Source organism: Streptacidiphilus sp. PAMC 29251 (assembly GCF_054208735.2).
Genome location: NZ_CM135725.2, coordinates 1306888 through 1332129, shown reverse-complemented (window position 1 = coordinate 1332129; position 25242 = coordinate 1306888). Strand labels below are relative to the sequence as shown.

Genomic DNA, 25242 nt, shown 5'->3' with positions numbered 1-25242 from the left:
GGCGGCCCGACGCGGGCCGCCCCACCGTCATGCGGCCCGACCGGACCAGTCCCGGCCCTTCAGGGAAGCCCAGTCGAGATGCTTCAACTCCCTGGCCAGCAGCCGTTCCTGGCCCGTCAGCGGCATCATGGGGCACAGCCGTTCCGGGTGGCCGGGAGGCGGCCCGTCGCACCCGGGCGCGAACACCATGCCGATACCGGTGCGGTACTGCCAGTGCGGCAGGTCGTCCTGTTGGGACGCGAGATACATGTCCCGTCCGCCGAAGACCATCAGGCCCTCACCCAGGGCCGCCAGCAGGCTTCTGAGGGCACGACGAAACTGTTCTGGCCCGTTCATGTCCGGTCTCCGTTGATCGGGTTAACTGGGGCGCCGCGTCAGGCCGAAGCAAATGAACCTAACCATTCGGCCTGGTCATCATGGAAGCCGCAGACGGGCGCGTCAAGGTTCCAACACACACCCATCACTCTCAACGTGGAGAGACCGCATGAGCTTGTCCGACCTCTCGCAGTTCGGCGCGAGACCTCCGGCCGCCGTCACCCCCGAGCCGGCGCGCCCGCTGCGCCGGGCCGCGACGCGTTCACGTCGGCGCTTCCTGGTCTGGAACGGCTGCTGCTTCGTTGCGGTCGTGGTGCTGCCCCTGACGCCGGGAAGCGGCGTGGCGACCGACATCGTCGGTGGACTGACCGTCAGCATGGCGGCGTTCCTGGCCCAGGCGGTGCTGCTGCTGGCCACCGCACGCCGGTTCGACCGCGACTGCCGCACCCACTGCGACCCGCTCACCGCGCCCACCCGCACCGACGGAGCAGGCCGATGACCCACCTCGCCGCCGACGGCACCGGACTGACGATCACGCCGATCCTCGCCTTCCTGATGACCGTGTGCGCCACGCTCTTCCTGTGCATGATGTTCGGCTCGGACGGCGACGATCTGGCCGAGTTCTACACCGCGCGCGGTTCGCTGACCCCGCTGCGCAACGCGTTGGCGCTGTGCGGCGACTACGTCTCCGTCCTCATCCTGCTGGCGGCCACCGGATCCGTGGCGCTCGCCGGGTACGACGGCCTGATCCTGGCCGTGGGCTCGGCCGCTGCCATGGGCGTGCTGCTGGTGCTGGCCCAGCCACTGCGCAACATCGGCCGCTTCACCCTCGGCGACACCTTCCGGGCCCGGTTCCCCGGCCGGGCCGCGCGTATCGCCGGCGCCGTCGCCACCCTGTCCTACTGCCTCCCGCTGGCCATGGTGCAACTGTCCGCGGCCGGGCGGGCTACGTCCTATCTGGCCGGACTGAGCGGCATCGGCGCCGGGCAGGCCTGTACCGTACTGATCGGCGTCATGATGATCTGCGCCGCGGCCGTGGGCGGCATGCGCGGCATCAGCCTGCTCCAGGTCGTGAAGACCGTCCTGCTCCTGGTCGCCCTGGCCGTACTCGTCATCACCCTGCTGGTTCACCTGGGCTGGGGCCCAAGCGCGTTGCTGCAGGGCGCGGCCGACGGCAGCGGACATCCGAACGGCTACTACGCGCCCGGCCTACTGCTGGGAACCAGCGCCACCGGGCGACTCGAAGAACTGTCCCTCCTGGTCACGGTGATCCTCGGCGCGGCCGTCGCGCCGCACATGCTGATGCGGCTCAACGCCTCCCAGGACGGCGCGGCCGCCCGGCGCTCCGCGGCCAGTGCCCTCGGCACGGTCACCGTCCTGCACATCATGGCCGTGGTGCTCGGTCTTGGCGCCGCCGCACTGGTCGGCGCGAAGGTCATCGCCGGGGCCGACCCCAGCGGGAGCTCCGCCCTGCTGCTGCTGGCCAACCGACTCGACTCCGGCGGACTGCTCCAGGCAGCCGTGGTCTCGGCCGTGTTCATCACCAGCCTGTCCGTCGTCGCCGCACTCCTGCTGACGGCGGCGTCCTCGCTGGTCCACGACGTGCTCGCGCACACCACCCGGGACGGGCAGATGGAGGCACAGGCCGAGATCAGGGCGGTGCGCCGGACGACCGTCGCCGTCGGCTGCGCCACCCTGGTCCTGGCCGCCGTCTGTTACAACTGGTCCGTCGCCTTCCTCGCCCATGTGGTCGCCGCCGCGGGCGCCTCGGCGATCCTTCCCGCACTGGTCTACGAGCTGTTCTGGAAGGGCTACACCCGCACCGGTCTGCTGTGGACCGTCTACGGTGGGCTCGGTTGCTGCCTGCTGCTGCAGTTCTTCGGGCCCGCCGTCTCCGGCGAGCCCACCGCGCTCTTCCCGCACAGCGACTTCGCCTGGTTCCCGCTCCACACCACCGGCCTGGTGTCGGCACCGGTCGGTTTCCTCCTCGGCTGGGCCGGCAGCAGGTTCAGCGCAGGCCGAACCGACGGCCAAGTCCCTTACCCAGAACTGGAAGCGCGGGCCCTGAGCAGTGCACGCAGCTGATCTCACGGTGCGGCGGGAGGACTTCGTCAGGTACCCGCGATGGTGGCGCTGACGACGACGGTGTTGGACGGACGAGTCCGGGCAGATGCCGTGGTGGCAGCTGCCCGGACCGTCAGTTGGAGCCAATCACGGGAGTCATGACGTCATGACCCCGCGGGCGGGTTCCACTGCTGGTTGGCGCCGCCGTCGCAGGTCCAGATGTCGAGCTGGGTGCCGTCGGTGGCGTTGAAGCCGGGGTCGTCCAGGCACTTTCCGGAGACGGGATTGAGCAGTGCGCCGTTGCTGACCTGCCACTGCTGGTTGGCCCCGCCGTTGCAGGTCCACAGTTCGGCCAGGGTGCCGTTGGCCGTCCCTGCGCCGGTGACGTCCAGGCACAGGCCGTTCACCTTCAGGGTGCCTCCGGTGAAGGTCCACTGCTGGGCCGGTGAGGTGTTGCAGTCCCACAGGTCGACCTTCGCGCCTGCGGTGGACGACCCGGTGTAGTCATCGGCACACTTGCCCGCGATACCCGAGGTGATCTGGCCCACCGTGGGCTGAGCGGTGCCGCTGCCCGGGGTGATCGAGAGGTTGTCGAACTGGTCGGTCCGGTAGCCCTGGATGCCGAGACCGGCCTGCCCGCTGGTGAAGGAGGTGTCGGTCACCGAACCCACGGTGTTCCCGTCGACCGCGGCGCTGATCTGCGAGCCCTGGAAGGTGAACGACAGCTTGTGCCAGGTGGCCGTCCCCAGCGCGGTCGTGGTCCCGGTGGCCAGGGTGTGGTTGGAGCCGTCGGTGTACATCTTCTCGATCCACCACTGCCCGGTGTCCCTGATCCGGAAGTAGTAGGCGTTCATGTGCGACTGCGGGCGCTGCTGGGTGCCGGCCCGCCCGAGCAGTTCGGTGGTGCCTGCGCTGCGCAGGTAGACGTCGGAGTTGACGGTGTAGTTGGACCAGGTGGTGTCGCCGACCAGGGAGTAGGCGTCGGAGTCGTCCTGCCACTCGATGGGCTTGACCGGCGCCATCTGCTGCAGGCACTGCCCGGAGCGGCCGGAGCAGGGCTGGACCTCGTAGGAGCCCTGCATGTCGGAGAAGTACTTCGCCTCGGTGCCGGTGGCGTCGGCGTCGTAGGTGTCGGAGTACGGCAGCGCCAGCGCGTGATTGGCCGGTGCGGTGGTGACAGCCGTTCCCTTGCCCTGGCCGGTGGTGGTGGTGACGGTGTAGACGTAGCCGGGTTGCATGGTCAGCGAGTAGCTGCCGTTACTGGGGGTGATGTCCTGGGTGTGGATGAAATCCGTCGATGGGTTGGGGTTGTTGACGTCGGTGGCCCACACGTGGACGGTGCCGGTGGACAGGCCGCCCTTGACGGTGAAGTTCGCGGTCTGCGCCGAGCTTGCGGTGGTGGTCTCCAGGACCGTGGAGTAGTCGGTGCCGTTCGTGGACTTCAGGGTGACGTAGCTGCCGTTGGACTCGGATCCGCCCAGGTAGCCGGAGCCTTGGTCGATGAACTTCCATCCGGGTTGCGCGAATTGGGTGACCTGGGCGGTGGCCCAGGTGTTCTCGCCGATGCTGTAGTTCCCCGACCAGGGCGAGCCGGCGGTGGCCAGGCCCACGGTGGAGTACGGCAGGTTCGGAGTGATCGCCGCGACCAGAGGCCAGTTGAGATAGGCAGTCATATCCGCGTCAACGTAACCGCGAGTGATCGACCGGATCAGTGCCGGGGCGCCGGAGTTCATGTCCTCCGAACCGTTCTCGCTCGCCCACAGCGGCTTGCCGTTGTTCTTCGCGTTGGCGGTGCTGGAGCAGGTGTCCGCGTTGCCGCCGTCGCCCCCGGCGCACGGGTAGTGCGCGCCGATGATCTGCACGGCGTTGTTGAACGCGGAGTTGGTCGCCATGTCGTCCGCGACGCCCCAGCCGCTGTCGTCGCCGACGATCTGCACGGCCGAGTACCCGGCCGCGTTCAGGGCCGAGCGGAGCTGGATGTACCAGTTGACGTCGTGGCCGCGTTCGTTCCAGCCGCCCAGGTAGTTGATCGTCAGGCCGTCCTGCTTGGCGCAACCGAGCCAGGAGACAAGGTAGTTGATGGTGTCGGTGGACCAGAAGCCGCCGCTGATCCAGCCGGGCGCGGCCCAGGCCAGACCGTACAGTTTGATGTTCGGGTTGCGGGCCTTGGCCTGCTGCATCAGCCAGAACTCGTAGCCCGCGTTGCAGTTGATGGTGCCCTTGCTGTGCTCGATGGACGGCTCGGAGCCGTCGGTGGAGTTCGCGTCCCCGCCGATCTCGGCCTTGAGGATCTGCAGGTTGGCGCCGTAGTCCGGTTTGAACAGGTAGTCCAGGATCTGGGTCTGCTGGGCCGCCGGGTAGTTGGTCAGCAGGCGCGAGTTGCCGCCGCCCCCGCTGATCGCGCCGATACCGTCGAAGGTGCGGCCGCCCTGGCTGCCGTCCACGGTGACCGACGTGGCTGCGGCGGCCTGGGCCGGACCGACGGTCACCGCCAGCAGCGTGGCCAGCAGAGCCAGCACCCAGAGCGGGGCAAGTCTCCTGATATATCGCATAGTTGACGCCTTCCGGGTGGGGGAGATGGCGCACAGTGTGGCTTCGTGTTTGTTGTCGGGTCAATACTCCCGACAAAGAAACAGAAGCAAACAAGAGGGATCATGTTCCGCAGCAAGCAATCAGGTCCAGGGCGTTGACAAGGTACAGTCATCGACCTTTTGCTTACTCATGGCGGTCGTCCCCTCGGTGCGAGTACCTCGTCGCCCTTTCCAGGACCCGGAGCCGGCTGCGCGACATCGCCCACAACGTCCAGGAGCCGCCGGAGGAGCGGGCCCGGCGTGCCTCCGTCCCGTGCGGGACGGAGGCACGCCGGCATCCTTGCGTCAGTGGAGCGGGCGCAGGTCGATCGCGTAGATGCCGCGGCCGTGGGTGGCTGCGTAGAGCTTGCCGTCGGGGCCGGTGAGGACCTGGGTGACGGCGGTGGCGGGCAGTTCGCCGATGACCTTCCACTTCGTCTTGCCGGGCGCCCGGTACAGGGCGCCGAGGTCGGTGCCCAGGGCGATGCCGCCGCCGGGGGTCAGGGCGATGGAGTCGGCCGGGATGTCGGGCAGGTTGGCGGAGATGTCGGTCCAGGTGAGACCGCCGTCACGGCTTTCGTAGAGGTGGCCGATGCCGGCGCCGGGGCCCTCGTTCCAGGAGCGGGAGAAGCCGTTGACCGCGAGGTAGACGTGGCTGCTGTTGTGGGGGTCGATGGCGAGGCTGGAGAGGTAGCGGTTGGGGACGTTGCCGGTGGCGGGCAGGGTGATCTGCTGCCAGCCGGTGCCGTCGGCGTTGCCGACCGCGATGCCGCGGGTGAAGCCCTGGCTGTTGCAGGGTCCGCACCAGGCGGCGTAGACCTTGCCGCCGGAGGCGGCCACGGCGGTCGCGACATGTCCGGCGCCGAGGTCGAAGGCGCTGGCCCAGGCGCTGGAGTCGCGGATGGCGAAGCCCTGGGTCTGCACCCACACGTTCTCGCCGCCGGCCACCCAGGTGGTCGGGGTCTTGAGGTCCGCGGTGAAGGGGGCGATGAAGCGGGCGTTGCTGGCGGCGTTGTCCGGCGGCGGCACGTTGTAGGTGGTGGGCGCGCCCAGTCCGTTGTTGGCGGCGCAGTTCTGGGTGACGTTGATCTCCAGGTAGACGTACTCCTGGGCGATGTTGCAGCCGTTGGTCGGGTCGGTGAGGGTCATCCCGCCGTCCCCGCCGAAGTTGGAGCCCATGACCTTGTCGTTGCTGCGCAGGATGGACTGGCCGTTGTCCTGCAGGCCGCCGGTGACCGAGACGCCGCCGTTGGCCAGGTCCTTGCCGACGCCGACGGAGTAGTACTGCAGGGTGTCGATGCTGCCGTCGTTGAGCGAGGTCCAGTCGGTGGCGTGCCCCGAGGCGTCGGCCGCGCCGTTGACCGGACGTTTGTAGACGCCGCCGTCGTTGCCGACGTAGAGCACGGGCTTGCCGTGGTAGCTGCCCACGGCGACGGCGTGCTGGTCGGCGTGGGTGGTCTGGGAGCAGTCGCCGGTCTGCTTGGTCGGGTCGATGCTCCAGCAGGGGAAGGTGAAGTTCCAGTAGGGACCAGGGGTGGTCCAGCTGGCGCCGCCGTCCTTGGTCTCGAAGACCTCCTCGAGACCGGCGAAGAGGTGGTCCGGGTTGCGGGGGTCGACCTGCAGGAACTGGTCGTACCAGCCCTGGTCGCCCGGTGCGTCCAGGGCGGAGCCGGAGGCGGCGAGGGTGGCCGCGTCGGCGATCCTGGTCCAGGGGCCGAACGGGGAGCCGGACTTGGAGACGAAGATGCCGTCCAGGGCGTTGGTGCCGGCGGCGAGGCCGGCCGGGGACTGGTCGATGGCGTAGTAGCGCGAGCCGTCGGCCGAGCGGGCGAAGGTGACGCTGCCGATGTCGGCGGCGTCCGCGGGTAGGTCGCCCAGCGAGGTGAGCTGCTGCCAGGTGCCGCCGACCTTGGTGTAGAAGCCGTTGTAGGTGTCGCCGGAACGCCAGCCGGCCGCGACGACCACCCGGGAGGGGTGCTTCGGGTCGAAGGCGATGTCGCTGATGATGTTCTTGTAGGCGGAGGACGGGTCGTTCGCGAGGGAGCCGCCCGGCAGGTAGGCGGGGTTGGGGGCGAACTCCAGCTTCCAGGGCCCGTTCAGGTGCGCCGTGGAGTGCGACCACAGGCCTTCGCTGGTCGCTGCCCACACGGTGCTGCCGCTGAAGCGCAGCTCGTGGATGCTGGTGCTCTGCAGTTCGGTGCCGCCGACCCGGTCACGGGAGGTGAAGCTGCCGTGCTCGGGGTGGTCCAGCAGGTAGACGCCGCTGCCCAGGTAGGCATCGGCATTGGTGGTGGCTTCGCCCGTTCCCAGCCACAGCCGGTCTTTGGAGTCCAGCGCGAGCGCGCCGGTGGACTGGGCGGACAGTCCGTCGCTGATCGGCGTCCACGTGCCACCGCCGGTGCTGGAGCGCCACACGCCGCCGCCTGCCGACCCGGTGTAGACGTGGCCGCTGTCGTCCGCGGCGAGGGCGGCGGTGCGGCCGGTCACCAGGCCTGACCCGCCGCTGGAGTTGGAGTCGTAGTCACGGTAGCGCGGGTCGTCCGAGTTGTAGGGGAGGTTGGTGACGTTCTGCCAGCTGCCCCCGGTGCTCGGCAGCTTCTGCAGCGCGTTCCAGGCGGCGCCGTAGGCCCCGGGCGCGACCACACCGGGGGAGGTCCGCGCCTCGGACCACTGGGCCGCGCCCTCGGCTATCTCATCGGCCTCCTCGCTCCCGTCGTCGGCGGGGGCGGCGGTCGCGGGGGTCGCCGCGGTTCGTTGGCCGCTCGCGTGCTGGGCGTGGGCCTTGGCCACGCCGGGGGCGAAGACGTTCGCTCCGCTGTTCCCCCCGGTCGCGGCTTGAGCCGGTATCACGGCCATCAGTCCGGCGACGGCGAAGGCTCCGATCGCGAGCCCTCGCCGCCTGCGGTGTGCTGTGGTCAACAGGTCCTCCCCAAGTGGATGGTGTCACTGGTTCGCTCTGCTGTGCTTGTGTGCAGGGCGACTTGACCACACTGGGAGTGGTGGCAGCGATGGCTGTGCGCCACCTTTGCCAAATCGTTGTCTCACAGGGTGGGGGGAATTGGTGGTCGTTCGTTTCGCGAACGTTCAATCAGTTGCCCCTGTCTGCGCTGTGGGTCACGCCCTAGGTTTCCTGTGAGTCCTGCGAGAGGGGCCTATGGACACACAGCGTGCAGTGCGGGCGCTTGGGTTGACCAAGTGCTTCGGTGACGTCGTCGCGCTCGACGGCGTCGATCTGGATCTGCGGCTGGGGCGGATCCACGGCCTGGTCGGACCGAACGGTGCCGGCAAGACGACGCTGCTCGGCCTCCTGCTCGGGCTGGCCGTCGCCGACGGTGGCAGCCTTGAGATCCTCGGTGTGCCGGTGGGGCGGGCGCTGGCGGCTCCGCGCGGTGTCGCCGGCTTCGTGGACGGACCCGGCCTGTACCCTTCGCTGACCGCCAGACAGAACCTGGCCGCACTGGCTGCCCTGCGCGGCCAGGACGCGCGGACGACGCGGATCGACGACGTGCTCGACGAGGTCGGGCTCACGGATGTCGCCGACGACCGGACCCGGGGCTTCTCCCTGGGCATGCGCCAGCGGCTCGGGCTGGCCGCCGCTCTGCTCACCAGCCCCCGGCTGCTGGTACTTGACGAGCCCTGCAACGGTCTTGATCCGGCGGGCAAGAAGCACGTGCACGGCGTCCTGACCCGGCTTGCCGATGAGGGCACGACCGTCGTGCTCTCCAGCCACCGCATGGACGACATCGAGGCGCTGTGCTCCGAGGTCACCATCCTGGTGACCGGGCGGGTCCGCTTCTCCGGGCCGCTGAACACCTTGGCGAGCGAGAACCGTGAACTCGACTACCGGCTGCTCACGTCCGCTCCGCAGGCCGCGCGTCGACTGGCCGCCGAAACGGCCGGGATTCGCGTCCTTGAGGGTGCCGGTGCTTGGCGCGGCGGCGAGGTGCTGGTCGTGAGCGCGCTGGTGCCGGCGCTGGACGAACTGATGGTGGGACTGGTGAAGGCAGGCATCGCGGTGCGCGAGCTCGCCCCCGTGGTGTCGCCCCTGGAGGCCGCGTTCCTCGCCCTGACCGAACCGCAGGAGGCCGACAGGTGACCGTGACCGTGACCGCCGCCGACGATGGTGCCGACACTGATGCCGGTGAGGGTGCCGGGGTCGGTGCCGGTGTCGACATTGACCCCGATGCCGGCCGGGTGCCGGTGTCCCGCGCCTGCCGCTTCGAACTGGTCAAGCTCGTCTCGCAGTGGCGGATCCGTCTGCTTGTTCTCGTCTGCTGGACCGCGCCGGGACTGTTCGTCGCCGCGGTCAGCCAGCAGGGCACGCTGCCCACCGACACCCCCTTCGGTCGCTGGATGCACGCCACGGGGTGGGCCGGACCGCTGGTCGTCCTCGGGTTCGCGGGCTCCTGGGCCCTGCCCTTGCTCACCTCGGTGGTCGCGGGCGACGTGTTCGCCGCCGAGGACCGGCTGGGCACCTGGCGCCATCTGCTGGTGGCGGTCAGGTCTCCACGCCGAATCTTCGCGGCCAAGGCACTGGCCAGCCTCACCGTCATCCTGCTCCTCGTGGCCGGACTGGTCGTCTCCAGCACGGTCGGCGGACTCCTGACAGTCGGCGACCAGCCGCTGGCCGGCCTCGACGGCCACCTGCTGACTCCGTCGGACGCCGCCGGGAACGTCCTGCTCGCCTGGGCCTGCGCGCTCGCGCCCACCCTCGCACTCGCGGCGATCGGCCTGCTCGGGTCCGTTCTGCTGAAACGCTCTCCGATGGGTCTGCTGCTGCCCGCGCTGGTGGCGGTCGCGATGCAGCTCGCCCAGCTGCTGCCGATGCCGGTCGCGCTGCGCCTCGCCCTGCCCGGCTACGCCTTCATCGCCTGGCACGGGCTGTTCGCCGGCCCGGCACAGCCCTATGAGCTTCTTGTCTCCGTCGCGGTGAGCCTGGTGTGGGTCGTGGTCGCGACCGGGTTGGCCTATCAGCTCTTCATGCGGCGGGACTTCACCAATGTGTCCGACGACGGCATCGGGCGCCGCGCGCTGATGGTCGCCCTGCTGCCGTTGGCCGGACTGCTCGCGCTCACGTTCGGGGCTGTTGCCGCAGCCACCCCGTCCCTGGGCTCCGGGATCTCACAGGCCAAGGTGCAGCGGTCGGTCGCCACCGTCTTCGCCCACCTCTACCGGATGCAGACCGAACAGCTGCACCGCCCCGCGGTCACCGAGGCGCAGCTGCGGGTCACCGCAGCGTGCGACCGGAGCGACGGCCAGGTCGACCCCGCGGGGCCGGGCAACGACTGGCGCTGCGTCGTCACCTGGCACCTCCCCGGCGCCGCGGCCCCGGGGACGGCCGTCTACCAACTCGACGTCACCTCGGACGGACGGATCGTGGCCGACGGCGACGGACCCAAGGAAGTGAACGGCTACTTCCTGGTACGGACCCCGACCGGGGACGCGCCGAACCCGCTGTGGCAGTTCGACGGCGACGTCGAACTGATCCCCACCTCCCAGAAGGGCTGAACCCATGCAGGTAACGCGCCGCCGTAGGGGTGTCGAGAAGGAGCAGTTCGTCTTCCTCGGCAAGCCTGTCAGCCGTCGGGCCACGCTGGTCACCGCTTGCGTGACCGCCTTGGCCCTGGCCGCCACCGGCACCGCATTCGCATCGACGCACCAGTTCGGCACCGAGCAGGTCGGCCAGGTGACCGCCAAGGGCGAGGTCATCTCCAGCGATCAGTACCTGGCGCCGTACGGCAGCCGCCTCGTCATCAACGACGGCAAGATCATGTCCTCGTCGGTCAGTCCGGACGGCGGCCATCTGGCGGCGTCGGTCACCGACGGTGACGCCGCGCTGGTCGTCGTGGACCTCAGGACCGGCCAGGTGAAGCAGCGGGTCGGCAGCGCCGCGGCGGACGACCTGCACATCAGCAGCAGCGCGGTGGGCCAGGAGGGCCCGACGTACTCGCCCGACGGCTCGCAGCTGTGGCTGGGTCAGACCGACGGCTACACCAGGTTCACCGTGCAGCCGGACGGCACCCTCGCCAACCCGGTGGCCATCGCGATCCCGGCCGACGGCGCCAAGCACGCGCTGGTGGGCGCGGCGGTGTTCTCGGCCGACGGCTCCACCGTGTACTCCGCCGTCAACGGCCAGAACCGGGTGGTCGCCATCAATGCCGCGACCGGGGTCGTCGAGCAGAGCTGGGCGGTGGGCAACGCTCCGCGTGGCATCGTCCGGGTCGGCAGCAAGCTCTACGTCAGCAATGAGGGCGGACGACCGGCGAAGGCCGGCGACTCCACCCTCAACTCCTACAACACCCAGGTGCCGGCCAGTCCGATCACCGGTGCCACCACGACCGGCACGGTCAGCGTGATCCGCTTGACCAGTCCCTCCGCCGCTGTCAGGACCATCAACGTCGGTCTGCACCCGACGGCCGTCTACGCCAGGAAGGGGGCGGTGTTCGTCACCGACACGGCCACCAACGACGTGTCGGTCATCGACTCCAGCCGCGACAGGGTCGTCCAGACCATCTCCACCAAGCCCTGGCCGGAGGCCTCGGTCGGCTACGAGCCCGACGCGGTGACGCTCACCGACGACGGCCACCTGCTGGTCACCCTCGGCCGCGCCGACGCGGTCGCCGTCTACCGCTACACCAGCCCGCAGGAGCCGGTCAGCTACGTGGGCCTGCTGCCCACGGACTACTTCCCGGCGGAGATCACCACCGTGGGCAAGAAGGTGGTCGTCTCCAACACCCGTGGCGTCGACGCACTACGGCCCGACAGCAGCGGCGCGCACAACACCCACGACACGACGTCGAGCCTGACCCGGTTCACCCTGCCCAGCGACCGTGTCATCAAGTCCGAGACCGCCAAGGTCTTCCAGCAGAACGGCTGGACCAACGGCGCGGTCACGACGGCGAACAAGCACAAGGCGAAGCCGGTGCCGGTGCCGGCCCGGATCGGCGACCCCTCGACCATCAAGCACGTCTTCCTGATCGTCAAGGAGAACCGCACCTACGACCAGCTCTTCGGCGACATGCCGCAGGGCAACGGCGCCCCGGCCCTGGCACAGTTCGGCCAGAACGTGACGCCGAACCAGCACGCACTGGCCGAGCAGTTCGGTCTCTACGACAACACCTACGACATAGGCACCAACTCCGCCGAGGGACACAACTGGCTGATGCAGGCCGACGACCCGGAGTACACCGAGTCCTCCGCCGGTGAGTACCTGCGCAGCTACGACACCGAGGACGACGCCCTCGGGCACCAGGCGTCGGGCTTCCTGTGGACCGGTGCGCAGGCGGCCGGCCAGACCGTGCGGGACTTCGGCGAGTTCCAGCAGTTCCTCACCAAGCCGGCCACCGCGACCTGGCAGAACCTGTACTGCGACGCCAAGACCATGGACACGACCGGGCAGGGCACCGCCTACACGCTGAACTCCTCCTCGCCGATCCCCTCCCTCAACAGCGTCTCGGTGCCCGGCTTCCCGAAGTTCGACACCAGCATCCCGGACCAGTACCGGTACGAGATCTGGAACCAGGACTTCAAGAAGAACGGTCCGGCGAACCTCAACATGTTCTGGCTCTCCAGCGACCACACCGGCGGTCCGGCGAGCCCGGCCGCCCAGGTCGCCGACAACGACCTGGCGACCGGCAAGATCGTCGACGAGATCACGCACAGCCCGTACTGGAGGGACTCGGCGATCTTCGTGGTCGAGGACGACTCCCAGGCCGGCCTCGATCATGTCGACGGCCACCGGGCGCCGATCCAGATCATCAGCCCCTGGGCCCAGCACGGTGTCGTCGACGACCGCTACTACACGCAGATCACGATGATCCGCACCATCGAGCAGATCCTAGGGATCCACCCGATGAACCAGAAGGACAGCGCGGCCACCCCGATGACCACGGCCTTCACCAGCAAGCCGAACTACACCCCGTTCACCGCCCTGCCCAACCGGACCTCGCTGACCGACGGCCTGGCCACGCCGCCCAGTTGCGGGGTGGACACCCCGGCGCCGCAGAACCCCCGTGCGGCGGCCGTGCCGCAGACGACGCCGGTGCCGGCCGCGGAAAAGGCAGTCGCGGCGCAGTGGGCGACCTGGAAGTCGCAGCAGCGGCTGACCGGTCCCAACGCGGTGCCGGACTACGCGAACCCGGCCCAGATGAACCACCTGACGTGGTACGAGACGCACAACTGGAAGCAGCCCTACCCCGGTGAGAGTGTGATCTTCGCACCGAACGACGTACCTGGCGCGTACATCCCCTCCTCCGACACCGACGGCTGACGACGGCTGGCCACCCGGCTCGAACCGCCGCGGCGTCGCCGTCAGCCGAGCGCTGTGCCGCGCAGCAGGAGGAGGGCGACGTCGACGGCGGCCAGCCCGAGGGTGGCCAGGAACGGCAGCCGACTGGCGGTGCCCGGTCCTGAGTCCGACGGGCCCGGTCCTGAGCCCGACGCGGAGTGTGGGGGTGCGCCGATCGGCAGCACGATGGCGACGGCCAGGGCCCCGGTGACGGCCAGCCCGGTCCATTCGATCGGGCCCGGTGTTCCCGGCGGCCCGAGCACCAGTACCAGCGAGGCGGCCAGCAGGACGAGGGCGGCCAGGGTGCGGGCCCGGCGCTGGCCGAGGCGTTGGGGCAGCCCGCGGACACCCGCGGCGAGGTCGCTGTCGATGTCGGGGAGCACATTGGTCAGGTGCGCCCCCACACCGAGCAGCGCGCCGGCGGCCACCAGCCAGCCGGGCGGCCAGGGGTGGCCCGGCAGCGCCAGCGTGACGAACGCGGGGAGCAGCCCGAACGCGACCGCGTAGGGCAACCAGGAGAGCGGGGTGCGCTTGAGCCCGAGGTTGTAGGACCAGGCGGCGGCGACGCCGATCAGATGGGCGCAGCCCGCGAGCAGCCCGTTGGCCAGGGACAACGGGACACACAGCAGCAGCGCCGCGCCGGCCGCGATGGCCACGGTGCGGCTCTTCACCTCCCCGCCGACCAGGGGTTTGTCGCGGCGTTGCGCCGCGGTGTCGCGGGCCAGGTCCACCAGGTCGTTGCTCCAACCGACCGAGAGCTGTCCGGTGAGCACGGCCAGCGCGACCAGGCAGCACCCCGCCGCGTCGCGTCCGGCTGCCGCGGCGAGGACCGTGATCAGCGCGCTGACGGCGACGGTCGGTGCGGGGTGGGCCGCCATGAGCAGCGCCCATATTCCCCTGAGGAAGGGACGTTCGATCGGACTGCGGTCGGGGACTGCTTCGCTGGGCACATCGTGATGCTAACGACCGCACCCGCGATCGATCGAGGTACGGGCCTCGACATGACCGGCTGAAGCAGTCGCCGGCGCAGCAGGTAAGCGGATTGCCGCCCCGAAGCGTTGAGGGGGTGTGAAGCAGTTGGAGTTCAGCGAGTTCTACGAGGCCAATCGGGACATGTGCCTGCGGGCGGTGCTGGCCGGGGTGGGTGATCGGCAGCTGGCCGAGGACCTGGTCGCCGAGGCGTTCACTCGGGCCTGGACGTCGTGGCACCTGGTGCGCCGGCATCCCGCGCCGCGCGCCTGGGTGGTCCGGACCGCGTTCAACACCCGGGTGTCGTGGTGGCGCAGACGGCGGCGCGAGGTCGCCCTCGACGTCGTCCCCGACGTCCCGGAGGTCGCCGCCGGTGACCGTGGTCCGGACGCCGGGCTGGATCCCGACCTGCTCGCGGCGCTGCGCGGTCTGCCGGAGCGGCAGCGCGAGGTGATCGCGTTCCGGGTCTTCCTCGACCTTGACACCAAGGCCACGGCCGCGGCTCTGGGGATAGCGCCCGGAACCGTCACCGCCCATCTGGCCCGGGCCGTCGCGACCCTGCGCGGCCACTTTGTGAGTACGGACAATCTGGAGGTCAGGTCATGAGCCTGCACAGCACGAACGAGGACACCGTCGGGGACGAGCAGGTCCTGGCCGCTCTGCGGCAGTCCATGGACGGCGTCACCCTGGACGCCCCGGTCGAGCGGATCGCCACGGCAGGCCGGGCCCGGTCCCGGCGGCGGCGCCTGGCCAAGGTCTCCGTCGTCGCCGCGGCGGCGGCCGGGCTGGCGCTCGGCGTCAGCAGCTACGGCCATCCGGCGACCGCGCCGCCCGCGGCCGGGGACAGCACCGGGGCGGGGGCTGTGCATGTCCACACCGTCGCGTTCAGCGTGGACACCAAGACGGACGGCACGGTGCACGTCAGCTGGGACAAGGCGAAGTACTTCAGTGACCACGCCGGTCTCCAGGCGGCCCTGGCCGAGGCCGGGCTCCCGGTGATCATCAAGGTCGGCGAGTTCTGTCTGGGGCCGGGCGAGGACGCGAGTTTGAGCCACGGTCAGGGCCCCGGAGTCACGCAGGTCATGAAGGGCGAGCGGCAGAGCAACGGCCGGGTCGACCTGGTGTTCACCCCCTCGGCGATGCCTGCGGGCAAGCAGCTCTTCATCGGCTACCTCGATGCCGCCCAGCTGACCGTCAGCGGGGGCCGACCCGGCTCCGTCGAGCGCCTGGTCCCCACCGGCGTCACCCTGAACTGCACCACCCAGGCGCCGACGCACGATTAGCTTGTTTTTTATCAACGACAGTCGAAGGCCTTTGTCACTGCGTGGCGATGTTCAGTGATGTGCGTCCAGGTATGCGTCGTGCTCGGCGTAGTGGATGACCGCCTGGCACTTCTCCGAGGCGTTGGGCTGGGCTCCGTTTCGCCAGGACGACCACACTTCGACGACGTCCTTGGCCAGTTCGACTTCGAGTAGATAGGCGAGGTTGGGTGGTGGCGCGTCGAATGGTGCTATGGCCGCGTCTGAGGCGGCCGCCCAGGGCTTAGCTGCGTAGATCACCGCTTCGGCAGGCTGTTCATCGAGGGACTGCAGAAGGTCCAGGAGAGTAGGCACGGTGAGAGAGTACGGCGCTCGCCTCGAACGGCCTCTCGAACATGGTCGCTCATCTGAGGATTCACCGGACGCGGGGGCGGCCTGCACCTGACCATGTGCTGCGACCAATGTGCAAGTGACCACGACGAAGACCGTGAGGGTGAGTCTGGTGCCTGATGCCGTCCGCGGGGAGGCGTTCGCGGAGGCGTCGCGCTTCCGGTGGGAGTTCTACGAGTGTCTGACCACTCGGCGCGATGCGCTGTTCGAGCTGTCCGACGCGCTGTTGTGCGCGGACGGCGCGGTGAAGTCCCCGGTGGACTTGACGCTGCTGCCCGAGCATCGTCGTGGGCACGGAGCGATGTATGGCGGCCTGAACCACGGCCGGATCGACATGGGTCGGCTGCGGACCGTGCTGGCCGGGTTGTCGCTGCCCCGCTTCGACGGCGGGCGTTTGGTGCTGGCGGTCGATGTGTCGCCGTGGCTGCGTTCGGACGCGGCGTGCTCGGCGGAGCGGCTGTTCTGCCACGTCCACGGCCGTGCGAAAACAGCCTCGCAGTTCATTCCGGGCTGGCCCTACTCCTTCGTCGCCGTACTGGAGCCGGGCGCCACCTCATGGACCGCGATCCTGGACGCGGTCCGGCTCGGACCGGCGGATGACGCGACCGCGGTCACCGCCGATCAGCTACGGGGCGTCGTAGAACGGCTTGTCACCGCAGGCCAGTGGCAGGCCGGGGACCCGGCCATCGTGATCGTCAGCGACGCCGGCTACGACGTCACCCGCCTGGCCTGGATCCTGCGCGACCTGCCGGTCGAGCTGGTCGGCCGGGTCCGCTCCGACCGCGTCATGCGTCTGCCGAAACCACCGAGGATGCACGGCGTCAACGGCCGGCCGCCCAAACACGGCCCGGAGTTCCGCTTCGCCAAGCCGGAGACCTGGCCCGAGCCCGCGATCACCACTGTCACGGACACCACCCACTACGGCAGGGCCGAAGCCCAGGCATGGGACCGGGTCCACCCAAGGCTCACCCACCGTTCCTCCTGGCTCGATCACGATGGTGAACTTCCCCTGGTCGAGGGAACGTTGATCCGGCTGAAGGTTGAGCACCTATCGAAGGAACGGGACGCTCCGCCGGTGTGGCTATGGTCCTCGAAGACCGCAGCTACGCCGGACGATGTGGACCGTTTCTGGCAGGTATTTCTCCGCCGCTTCGATCTGGAGCACACCTTCCGGTTCGCGAAACAGACTCTCGGCTGGACCACCCCGAAACTCCGTACGCCCGAAGCCGCGGACCGCTGGACTTGGATCTTAATTGTCGCTCACACCCAGCTCCGGCTCGCCCGGCCCCTGGCCGCTGACCTCCGCCGGCCTTGGGAGAAACCCACCGCCTCCGACCGACTCACCCCGGCACGGGTCCGCCGGGGGTTCAGGAACATCCGCGCTCAGCTCGCCTGCCCGACCCGTGTTCCCCAACCCACAGGCAGCGGCCCCGGACGGCCACCCGGTTCCAAGAACAAACGCCGGGCACCCCGCTACGACGTCGGCAAGACCGTCAAACGCCCCGAAACCCTCAAGGCCATCGGTAGACCTGGCAGATCCTGGTAGATAAAGAACAAGATTAGGGTCCGTTTCATAAGTGGATCAAGGTCTTCCGTGATCCACTTATGGGCGTGGAAATCTGACGAGCGGACAATGGGCCAGGCTGGAGCCGCTGTTGCCGGCGGGCAAAAGGCCGCGGGGCGGCCTTGCCGCTTCGATCATTGGTGCGGTCGAGCCGTCCACCAGGGCAGGACGGCGCGAGGCCCTGCTTCGATCGCGTCCACCCGGCCACTCTACAAACCCGGCCCTGACGGCGAGTCGTCCAGGACGGTACCGGTAGCGGATCCGGGTATGACGTCTACAAGAATGTAGACAGTGGTCCTCCTGGGCGGCCCGGGAGGAGCTCAGCACCAGCGCCAGCCCTTTCCGGGCTCGACGGACCCCGCGCTCCCCTCTGGTAGGGGGCGAAGCCGCGGGGCTGCGAGGAGGTCGGCACAGAAGGGCAACAGTGCAGGTCAGGAAGGTGGGCTGCGAGGTCTGCCCGGGCGAGTGCGGTAGCAGGGGAGGTAAGAGGAGCAGGCCCGGCCCTCAGATCGGGGTGCAAGCGTGAATGCCAGGTGAACTCCGCCCGCACAGGCCCGCAGTGGTGCCAAGGTCGAGGAGATCACCAGCCCGACCCCCCCGAAGGGGGTGCAACTCCCGTGAGACGTCAACCGAACGATGAGGGAGCAACGACCATGCCTGCCATGCCGCCCGCCGCCCGTGCCGTCGGCCGCAGATGGGGCCGGCTGACCCCTTCGCGGCGGTTGGCGCTCACGGTGCTCGTCCTGTGCCAGGGGCTGTTCCTGGTCCACTGGGCCGCGTTCTGGCCGGCGCTGTACAGCCCGGACTCCTTCACCTACGTGTGGCAGGTCAGCACCGGGAACTGGGTGTCGGACCACTCGATCGCCTATGACTCGCTGGTCTGGCTGTCGCTGCAGGGCACCGGCAACCTCTGGCTGCTGACCCTGCTGCAGACCTTCTTCGCCTCGCTGCTGATGGCCGACACGGCCGTCTCGCTGCACCGCGTCGGCGTACGCGCGCGCTGGACCGCGGCCGCGTCCGCCCTGGTCGTGATCCTGCCCTCGACCGGCACCTTCTTCGTGTTCGTCTGGAAGGACGTGCCCTACGTGCTGGGCGCGGTCCTGATGTTCTCCGGCTGCGTCCGGCTGGCCGAACTCGCCAGGGACGGGCGGCTGCGCAAGGCCGCCGACCGGACCGTGTCCCGGCCCGCGGTGTGGAGGATCACGGCCGGTTTCGCCTGCATCCTGGTGTTCCGCAACAACGACTACCCCGCCGTCGTCGTGGTCGTCGTCGGTATCCTGCTGCTCGTCCCGGGCGTGCGCCTGAAAATCCTGGCCGCGGGCGTGGCCACCACCACCGTCGCCCTGCTGCTGACCCTCGTCGTCTACCCTGCCGTCGGGGTCAAGCTCCCTCACGAGGACGCCGTCATCGCGCTGAACGTCGCCGACATCGCCGTCTCCTACAAGGAGTCCCCCCACTCGTTCACCCCGGCCGACCTCAAGGTCATGGCGGCCGTGGCACCGCTGTCGGACTGGAGCGGGCAGGCGGCGAACTGCTGGGACGCCGACTGGACGATGGCCCCGCCGATGAACCGCCCGGCCGTGGCTGCCGACGGCTCCCAACTCCTGGCCCTGTGGAGCCGGGTCCTGCTCCGCACCCCACAGGACATCGCCAAATCCCGGCTCTGCCACGCCCAGATCGCCTGGGGCATCACCCAGGGCCCCAGAGCCCTGCAGGGCCAGACCAGCATCAAAGCCCCCTGGGTCAGCAAGAGCATGCTGAACTGGACCTACGACCACGCCAACTGGTCCTACCACGGCTCCAACATCAAACAGAGCCCGTACTGGAAGATCCTGCAGAAGCAGCACCCGCTCTCCGACCGGCTCAACCGCCTCGAACGCACCTACTCCACCTCCACCACGGCGGTCTGGATCCAGTGGCTCGTCTGGCGCGGGGCGATCTGGGCCTACCTCTGCTACGCCCTGGTCCTTCGCCTGGCCCGGGTACGACGCAGCAGGACGTGGCTGCTCCTGCTGCTGCCCACCCTGTCGCTCCAACTCACCGTCATCGCCGCGAATCCCGCCCCGGTATGGCGCTACATGACCGGACCGGTCGTGATCGGCATCCTGCTGCTTCCGCTTGCCACCGTCACCCGTTCCCGCGACCGGGCCCTGGCAGAGCGGTCGCCGGGGTTCGTGGGCGATGACGAGCCCGCAGCCAGCCCTCGAAGTCCTGTACGGAGCGTCTGAAGCTCTTCAGCTCGTGGGCCGAGCGTCCAGAGTGGACGACTTCGCGCCCTTCGTGGTGGGAGCGGCGGCCTGGCTCGGCGGCCGGGACCGCCGGCGCGGGATCGCCGAGCAGGTGGACATCACCGCACTGCCGCGCTGGGCGGCCCGGTCGACCGCGTGCTCTGCCACCGTCTGCTGGGCGCTGCTGGGCAACCTGCTCTGCGTGGGTGTGCTGTACGCGGTGACCGCCGCGCAGGGGGCGGCGGGCGAACCGCTGTGGTGGCCGGTCGCGGTCACCGAGGTCGCGCTGGTCGCCTTCGCCACCGTGGGATTCACCGCCGGAGTGCTGCTCCCCAGCCGTTTCACGGCGCCGCTGGCCGCCATTGCCGCCGCCCTTGTGCTGCGGCAGAGCCTGCGCACCGGGGGGACGTACACGCTGCTGTCGCCGATGACCTCGCCGTCGTACTCACGGGAGCCACCACCCATGACGCCCCGGCCGACCTTCCCGGTCCCGGTGACCCGGTCCACGCCGCTGGGCAGCGCTTCGCCGCCCTGCCGGCCGCGACCCGGCACACCTGGCTGGCCGCCCACCTCGCCGACCTCCGGGCCGGTCGGATCACCCTGGAGCAGCTGCCGTGACCGCACTGACCACCGCGGGCCCCAGCGTCGGCCGGGAGCGGCGGTGGGGGAGTGCGGCCCGGCTGGTACTGCTGCACCTGCTCAGCCGTCAGGTCCCCGGCGCGCTGGCGGCGCTGGCCGGCTGCGGGGTCGCCCTGCGCACCGTCCTGCTGCTGCACTGGGCCAGGGGCGATCGCGGGACCGCCGAGCAGGTGCCGCTGCTGATCGAGGCGGCGGCCGCCTCGGTGGTCGCGGCCTCGGCCCACAACCCGTTCGGCGAGAGTGAGCGCAGCACCGGCAGCCGATTGCCGTATCTGCGGCTGGTCGCCGCCCTGGCGCTGACGGCGGTTGCGGCCGGCGCCCTGGCCGCCGGCGGGGCCGGTGCGGCCGGTGCGGAACTTCCGGGTGGTGCGGGGCAGTTGCTGCGTGATGTCGCAGGTCTGTGCGGCATCGGCCTGCTGTCGGCCGGTGTGCTCGGCGGTGCACTCGCCTGGGTCGGACCACTGGCCTACACCGTGGTCGCCGAGTTCGCCCTGACGGAGGCCTGGCGCACACCGTGGTTCTGGCCCGTGCACTCCGGCCGCGACCTGGGTGCGGCCCTGTGCGCGGGGGCGGCCTTCGCCGCCGGCACCGCCCTGATCGCGGTGCGCGGCCCGCGCGAATAGGCCGACCAAGCCTCGCACGGAGGACCTAACACCGAGTTAACAGGCTCAACTTGTCAGCGCCCGGGTGCCCGGGCGGGGGTGTTCCCCGGAACACCGGGTGAACAGTCCCTCCAGGCACTGCCGCCGGCCCCTTCGGACAGGTCAGGATCACGCCGAATCCTGTCCCGCCCCACCCTTGGAAGGGCTCCCCATGACTCGTCGCCGCATCGCGACGGCAGCAACGGTCGGCGTGGCCACGCTCTCCTGCGTCGCCGCCGTCCCGCAGAGCAGTCTGTTCCACCCACGCGAGCACCTCACCTACTCGATCGGCAGCCCGGTCGTGGACCAGGTCAAGGGTGGCCCGTGGACCCTCGCCCAGGGCGACTCCGCGTTCGGCTCCTCGATCTCCGTCGGCGGGGTGACCTACCCCAACGCGGCCGTCGACCCCGCCGGGACCGGGGCCGTCCCCGCGCAGAGCGGTGTGACCGGCACACCGGGGCCGCTGACCGGTTACTGCTCCACCGACAACGGCACCGGCCCCGCCACCGGCACGGTGCTGCGCCAGCCCAAGGGCAGTGTGCTGCCGATGCAGCCCTACTACTTCCCCTTCGTCACCAGTGACGACGGCGGCCGCACGCTGACCGGGCTGTTCGACTACCGGCCCAAGGACACCGACGAGGCGGTGGTCTCGGCCACTTCGACCGACCACGGCCGGAGCTGGAAGTACACCGGCGAGGCGCTGGAGCAGAACCCGGGGCTGTGCGCGACGGGCAATACCGACGACGACGGCCAGGGCCACGCCTTCGTGCTGTCGGTCCCCGGCTACGGGGGCAACGGGCAGGCGGGCAGCGGCAAGCGGGCCCAGGTCCTCTACACCCTGAGCCGTCCCACCGGGGACGCACTGGGCGTCAACATGATCGTCCACAAGCTCACCCCCAAGGGCGGGAACCCGCTGGCCGGGCTCCCGGCCGTCGAGCCGGTCGGCATGGGCGGCAGCAGCACGGCGACCGCCGCGGTCAGCATCCCGGCCGGCCCCACCGGCGCCGGCGTCACCGTCAGCGTCGGCTCGACCGCGAACTTCGAGCAGCCGGGCCACTTCACCGTCGACGGCCACACCGTTGACTGCAACGACGCGGCCGCGACCACCACCGCGCTGACCGGCTGCACCACCCGCGACGCGGTCGGCGTGCAGGTGGCCGTCGGCGACGCGGTGAAGGCCGATGCCGTCATCCCGGCGACCGCCGCCGCGCAGACCTCGGGTCTGATCGCCCCGGACGGCATCATCAGCACCCTGCCGCACTACCAGGGGGCGCCGCGCGGCAGCGTCGCCGTCCTCTACACCGAGAAGATCGTCAACTACTTCGCCCCGACCACCACCACGGCGGCCCTCACCCTCCCCGCCGCGACCATCCCGGTGGCCGACAGCTCCGCCCTGAAGCCGGCGGGCGGCGTGGCGGGCGGCGCGGTCACGGTCAGCCTGGGCACCGCCGCAGGCATCGTCCAGGTCAGCTGCACCGGTGCGGACGCCACCGACCTGACCGGCTGCACCGGCGGGACCGGCGCGGTCGCCAAGGGAAGCAGCGTCGGCGCCCCCGGCGCGGCGACCGTCCCCTACGACCAGCTCGCGAAGATCGGCGAGGGCAAGAACAAGCCCAAGTCGCTCTACGGCAACAACGAGGACTACTCCGTGGTCCGCGCCGCCTACACCTACGACGGGGTGCACTTCACCGACCTCGGCCAGGTCGCCGGGCTCAACGACCCGGCCTCCAGCAGCGACTCGGTGCTGCGCTGGGTCGGTTCACGCGGCACGGTGATCACCAACCCGGACGGCAGCTACGGGCTGTTCCTCTCCGGCGCCTATGCCTCGGACGGCGACAGCGACGCCTTCAACCAGATCTTCTACTCCTCCTCCAGGGACGGGAAGAACTGGAGCGCACCGCAGAAGCTGCTCGGCACCGACTACACCTTCTCCGCCCTGGCGAAGCAGGCGAGCGGCGGCGGGCTCGACCTGTCCGGCTACTACTCCGGCCGGGTCTACGACCCCACCGTGGTCCAGAACAGCAACGGCACGCTGACCATGCTGTTCGCCGGCTACTCCACACCCAAGCCGCTGCCGGCCACCGGTTCCGTGCAGGGCACCGACCCGAGCAGCCCCTACACCGTCCCGGCTGCCCAGCGGGCCGAGTACCGCACCATCCTGAGCGTCACCCTGCGTCCGCACTGGACCCGCTGACCGCCGTCGGCTGATCAGTGGAGTGGGATTCGGGTCCTGTCGTCCGTGCGGGCGGCAGGACCCTCAGCAGGAGGAAGTCCGGATCGGGCCTGCTGACGACCTGCTGCAGCGCGCCGCAGGCATTGGTGTAGCTCAGGGTGACCACCGCGACCAGGTGCGCCACCCGTACCAGCGGCAGGACCGGCGTCAGCAGTCCGCCGCCGCGGCTGAGCAGACGGCCCGTCAGGAGGCGCAGCAGGCAGGGCAGCACGACGGTCATGACAGCGAACACACTCCCCGCCGATCGTGCGGCACCGTGCAGGTCCGCGGCGTAGGAGCCGGTGGTCAGCAGGCCGCCCAGAGGGCCCCCGCGCCCCGGATCGCAGCCCGGGGGCCGAAGGCAGCGGGGGAGCGGACGGGCTCTGCGATCCCGTCGAGGCCTTCCGCGCCTTCGCCGGGTCGGCCGCCGCCCTGGACGCCTGGCACGCCTCCGGGCGCACCGGCCCGCGCCCGCCCGGGCGGCTGCGCCGGTACCGGACCCCGCACCTCGCCCGCACCACGACTCTGCTGAGCACCCCGCTGCAACGGCTGATCGCCGACCCCGACGGCCGCCCCCGCGCACTACGTCGCCGCGACGCTTTTTGGGGCCCGTCCGGAACCGGAAGGCCCCGTCCCACCTGCCGCAGTTCCGTTGACAGACACCTCACAGGTTTTGGAATGATCGCACTGGCTCCCCTGCCAGGGGAGTCTTCACCTTCGATCAGGGGGATGCAGCGTGGGGAAAACGCGTGTTCTGACCGCCATCGGCATATCCGTCGCGGCTCTGCTCACCAGCTTTGCGACCAGCGGCGCGACCGCGGCCCCGGCCGCTCCGGCGGCCAACCGGATCGCCGTCAACAGGACCCTGGACCTCGGCCGGCTCGGGCAGACGATCCAGTCCAAGACCGAGGACTTCGCCGGCCTCACGATCGATGAGAAGGCCCATACCCTCACCGTCTACACCGCCACTGGCGACCAGGCGATTGCGAAGGCGCGGACCGCACTGGCCGCGCAGCACAACGCCAGCCCGGCGCTCGCCGGCGGGGAGGATCCGGCGCTCGCCGCGACCACCGGCTACACCATCGTGTACAAGCCGGTCGCGCACTCCCAGGCCGCGCTCACCGCCCTCGCCGATGCCTTGAGCGCCCACAAGAACGTCGACGGGGTGAAGTGGCGCACGGTCGGCACCAATCCGGCCCTGAACCAGGTCGTGCTCGGCGTCACCAAGCCCACCCCGGCCCTACGCGCCGAGCTGGCCAAGCAGTACGGCGGCATGGTGGACCTGATCCAGGCCGACCCGCACCTGGGCGACCTGCGTCAGAAAGGTCTTCGTCAAGCCGAGCGCGGTCCGGCCCCAGGACACCCAGTCCGGGGCGAGCAGGCAGTGGGACCAGCCATGGTGGAAGGGCGGTATCCAGATCAAGCACTGGGACCCCATCCCGAACCAGCCGGGCTGGTTCAACGTGACCACCTGCACGGCCGCGTTCGGCTGGACCGACCCGTACTACGCTCCGGTGCAGATGCTCACGGCCGGCCACTGCGGCCCCCAGGGCTGGTCCTGGTTCAGCGGCAGCAACAGCTCGTTCTCGCGCCGGGTCGGCATCACCGGCTGGCAGACCTTCAACGCGGGCAACACCGACGCCGCGCTGATCACAGAGGTCGACGGTAACGGGATCCTCCAGGAGATCTACAACGGAGGCTCGTCCAGCAGCACCTTCTGGCCCGTCGGCGGCACCGGATTCAACTGGAACGGCGGCGCGTTCTGCTCCGACGGCTCCGTCACCGGTGAGAACTGCAGCGGCATCATCGACTCCTGCGACGTCAAGGCCGACTACGGCAGCGCCGGGGTCGCTTACCACATGTGCAGCGCCCACTCCAGCAGCAATTCGCGCCTGATGGACCACGGCGACTCCGGCGGCCCGGTCGTGTCCGGCAACATGCTCCAGCACGGCATCCTGTCCGGCGGCAACATCGGCAACGGCCCCGGCCAGGGCCCCGGCAACAACATCTATTTCACCCCGTGGATCGCGGTGAGCAACATGATTGGCGGCCACTCCTGCCCGTGCTGACCCCCAGCACTCTGTCGCCCCGGGCACCGATCGGT

At 70.0% G+C, this 25242-nt stretch carries 20 protein-coding genes; 12 read left to right on the top strand and 8 right to left on the bottom strand.

The annotated features are described in order from the left end of the window. Positions 1–27: 27 nt before the first annotated feature. On the bottom strand, positions 28–336 hold the full coding sequence (locus ACXKR8_RS06265) for a DUF6059 family protein (RefSeq protein ID WP_458271894.1): 309 nt from the start codon (positions 334–336) through the stop codon (positions 28–30). A 148-nt stretch (positions 337–484) separates the two neighbouring features. Between ACXKR8_RS06265 and ACXKR8_RS06260 the strand changes: the two genes are divergently transcribed. Together ACXKR8_RS06260 and ACXKR8_RS06255 are read left to right on the top strand one after the other, a co-directional pair. Beyond that, positions 485–814 carry a hypothetical protein gene (locus ACXKR8_RS06260; protein ID WP_458271893.1) on the top strand — a complete coding sequence of 110 codons (330 nt, stop codon included), beginning with the start codon at positions 485–487 and terminating at the stop codon, positions 812–814. Continuing rightward, a complete protein-coding gene (locus ACXKR8_RS06255) occupies positions 811–2400 on the top strand; it encodes a sodium/solute symporter (RefSeq protein ID WP_458271892.1) in 1590 nt (529 codons plus the stop codon). The genes ACXKR8_RS06260 and ACXKR8_RS06255 overlap by 4 nt, the downstream gene beginning before the upstream one ends. 143 nt (positions 2401–2543) lie before the next feature. Here ACXKR8_RS06255 and ACXKR8_RS06250 read toward each other — a convergent pair whose 3' ends face one another. Together ACXKR8_RS06250 and ACXKR8_RS06245 are read right to left on the bottom strand one after the other, a co-directional pair. Beyond that, complete coding sequence (locus ACXKR8_RS06250) at positions 2544–4931, bottom strand: ricin-type beta-trefoil lectin domain protein (protein ID WP_458271891.1); 2388 nt, start codon at positions 4929–4931, stop codon at positions 2544–2546. A 324-nt stretch (positions 4932–5255) separates the two neighbouring features. Beyond that, positions 5256–7868, bottom strand: coding sequence for a WD40/YVTN/BNR-like repeat-containing protein (locus ACXKR8_RS06245; RefSeq protein WP_458271890.1), 2613 nt, complete (start codon positions 7866–7868; stop codon positions 5256–5258). Positions 7869–8103: 235 nt separating this feature from the next. Between ACXKR8_RS06245 and ACXKR8_RS06240 the strand changes: the two genes are divergently transcribed. The 3 genes from ACXKR8_RS06240 (at position 8104) to ACXKR8_RS06230 (ending at position 13218) form a co-directional block, all read left to right on the top strand. Further along, positions 8104–9045 (top strand): ABC transporter ATP-binding protein, encoded by a 942-nt coding sequence (locus tag ACXKR8_RS06240; protein WP_458271889.1) that lies wholly within the window; start codon positions 8104–8106, stop codon positions 9043–9045. 77 nt (positions 9046–9122) lie between these two features. Beyond that, on the top strand, positions 9123–10457 hold the full coding sequence (locus ACXKR8_RS06235; RefSeq protein ID WP_458274912.1) for an ABC transporter permease: 1335 nt from the start codon (positions 9123–9125) through the stop codon (positions 10455–10457). 4 nt (positions 10458–10461) lie between these two features. After that, the gene (locus ACXKR8_RS06230) at positions 10462–13218 is read left to right on the top strand and encodes a bifunctional YncE family protein/alkaline phosphatase family protein (RefSeq protein ID WP_458271888.1); all 2757 of its coding nucleotides are present in this window, start codon (positions 10462–10464) and stop codon (positions 13216–13218) included. Positions 13219–13259: 41 nt separating this feature from the next. On the opposite strand, the gene ACXKR8_RS06225 is transcribed toward ACXKR8_RS06230, so the two are convergent. Continuing rightward, positions 13260–14186 carry a UbiA family prenyltransferase gene (locus tag ACXKR8_RS06225; protein ID WP_458271887.1) on the bottom strand — a complete coding sequence of 309 codons (927 nt, stop codon included), beginning with the start codon at positions 14184–14186 and terminating at the stop codon, positions 13260–13262. 118 nt (positions 14187–14304) lie between these two features. Between ACXKR8_RS06225 and ACXKR8_RS06220 the strand changes: the two genes are divergently transcribed. Beyond that, entirely contained in the window at positions 14305–14811 is a 507-nt protein-coding gene (locus ACXKR8_RS06220) for a sigma-70 family RNA polymerase sigma factor (RefSeq protein WP_458271886.1), read from the top strand. Then, positions 14808–15488 carry a hypothetical protein gene (locus tag ACXKR8_RS06215; protein WP_458271885.1) on the top strand — a complete coding sequence of 227 codons (681 nt, stop codon included), beginning with the start codon at positions 14808–14810 and terminating at the stop codon, positions 15486–15488. Before ACXKR8_RS06220 ends, ACXKR8_RS06215 begins: the two co-directional genes overlap by 4 nt. Before the next feature lie 51 nt (positions 15489–15539). On the opposite strand, the gene ACXKR8_RS06210 is transcribed toward ACXKR8_RS06215, so the two are convergent. Further along, positions 15540–15818, bottom strand: a complete 279-nt coding sequence (locus ACXKR8_RS06210; protein WP_458271884.1) for a hypothetical protein — start codon at positions 15816–15818, stop codon at positions 15540–15542. Positions 15819–15957: 139 nt separating this feature from the next. On the opposite strand from ACXKR8_RS06210, the gene ACXKR8_RS06205 reads away from it, so the two are divergent. Together ACXKR8_RS06205 and ACXKR8_RS06200 are read left to right on the top strand one after the other, a co-directional pair. Next, complete coding sequence (locus ACXKR8_RS06205) at positions 15958–17400, top strand: NF041680 family putative transposase (protein ID WP_458274911.1); 1443 nt, start codon at positions 15958–15960, stop codon at positions 17398–17400. A 671-nt stretch (positions 17401–18071) separates the two neighbouring features. After that, positions 18072–19646: a hypothetical protein gene (locus ACXKR8_RS06200; RefSeq protein WP_458271883.1), complete on the top strand. Its 1575-nt coding sequence runs from the start codon at positions 18072–18074 to the stop codon at positions 19644–19646. Positions 19647–19652: 6 nt separating this feature from the next. Here ACXKR8_RS06200 and ACXKR8_RS06195 read toward each other — a convergent pair whose 3' ends face one another. Continuing rightward, positions 19653–20270 carry a hypothetical protein gene (locus tag ACXKR8_RS06195; RefSeq protein WP_458271882.1) on the bottom strand — a complete coding sequence of 206 codons (618 nt, stop codon included), beginning with the start codon at positions 20268–20270 and terminating at the stop codon, positions 19653–19655. On the opposite strand from ACXKR8_RS06195, the gene ACXKR8_RS06190 reads away from it, so the two are divergent. Both ACXKR8_RS06190 and ACXKR8_RS06185 read left to right on the top strand, forming a co-directional pair. Next, positions 20261–20908: a hypothetical protein gene (locus ACXKR8_RS06190; protein WP_458271881.1), complete on the top strand. Its 648-nt coding sequence runs from the start codon at positions 20261–20263 to the stop codon at positions 20906–20908. The two genes, ACXKR8_RS06195 and ACXKR8_RS06190, sit on opposite strands and share 10 nt — an antisense overlap. A gap of 190 nt (positions 20909–21098) precedes the next feature. Further along, positions 21099–23120, top strand: coding sequence for a hypothetical protein (locus ACXKR8_RS06185; protein ID WP_458271880.1), 2022 nt, complete (start codon positions 21099–21101; stop codon positions 23118–23120). Here the strand turns inward: ACXKR8_RS06185 and ACXKR8_RS06180 are convergent. Together ACXKR8_RS06180 and ACXKR8_RS06175 are read right to left on the bottom strand one after the other, a co-directional pair. Next, positions 23092–23379, bottom strand: a complete 288-nt coding sequence (locus ACXKR8_RS06180) for a hypothetical protein (RefSeq protein WP_458271879.1) — start codon at positions 23377–23379, stop codon at positions 23092–23094. The genes ACXKR8_RS06185 and ACXKR8_RS06180 overlap by 29 nt on opposite strands. Positions 23380–24378: 999 nt before the next feature. Further along, a complete protein-coding gene (locus tag ACXKR8_RS06175) occupies positions 24379–24561 on the bottom strand; it encodes a hypothetical protein (protein WP_462100354.1) in 183 nt (60 codons plus the stop codon). 40 nt (positions 24562–24601) lie between these two features. Here ACXKR8_RS06175 and ACXKR8_RS06170 point away from each other — a divergent pair, with 40 nt between their 5' ends. After that, positions 24602–25207, top strand: a complete 606-nt coding sequence (locus ACXKR8_RS06170; protein ID WP_462100353.1) for a trypsin-like serine protease — start codon at positions 24602–24604, stop codon at positions 25205–25207. The last annotated feature ends 35 nt before the right edge of the window (positions 25208–25242 follow it).